Below are 663 nucleotides of genomic sequence, written 5' to 3'. Positions count from 1 at the left end.
CAGATCGGTAAGGGTATGTGGGCCAAGACCGAGCTGATGGCGGACATGCTGGCGCAGAAGATTGGCCAGCCGAAGGAGGGCGCGTCTACTGCGTGGGTTCCGTCCCCGACGGGTGCAACGCTGCACGCAACCCACTACCACGAGGTGGATGTCTTCGAGGTGCAGGACAAGCTGCGCACCGAGGGGCGCCGCGAGACTCTGGGTGACATCCTGACCATTCCGGTGGCGGAGTCCGCTGACTGGTCTGCCGAGGAGATCGCCGAGGAGATCGATAACAACTCCCAGTCCATCCTGGGTTATGTGGTTCGCTGGGTGGAGCAGGGTGTTGGTTGCTCCAAGATTCCGGATATCCACGACATCGATCTGATGGAGGATCGCGCTACCTGCCGTATTAACTCGCAGCACTTGGCTAACTGGCTGAAGCACGGTGTGGTGACTGAGGATCAGGTTCTGGAGTCTTTGCAGCGTATGGCTGCGAAGGTGGATGAGCAGAACGCTGGTGACGCGAACTACCGCAACATGGCTCCGAACTTTGATGAGTCTGTGGCTTTCCAGGCTGCTAAGGATTTGGTGTTTAAGGGTCTGGAGCAGCCGGCTGGTTACACTGAGCCGATCCTGCACGCCCGTCGTTTGGAGTTCAAGGAAAAGAACGGCATCGCCTAA

The 663-nt window shown here is 58.5% G+C and carries 1 pseudogene; it reads left to right on the top strand.

Annotated elements, in window-relative coordinates:
• Nucleotides 1-663 (top strand): annotated as a pseudogene (locus ACWXWJ_RS10280) (malate synthase G); the annotation flags it as partial.

It is taken from the genome of Corynebacterium sp. p3-SID1761 (genome assembly GCF_055862885.1).
The sequence above is the reverse complement of the archived record's forward strand: the minus strand, read 5'-3'. Positions and strand labels throughout refer to the sequence as shown.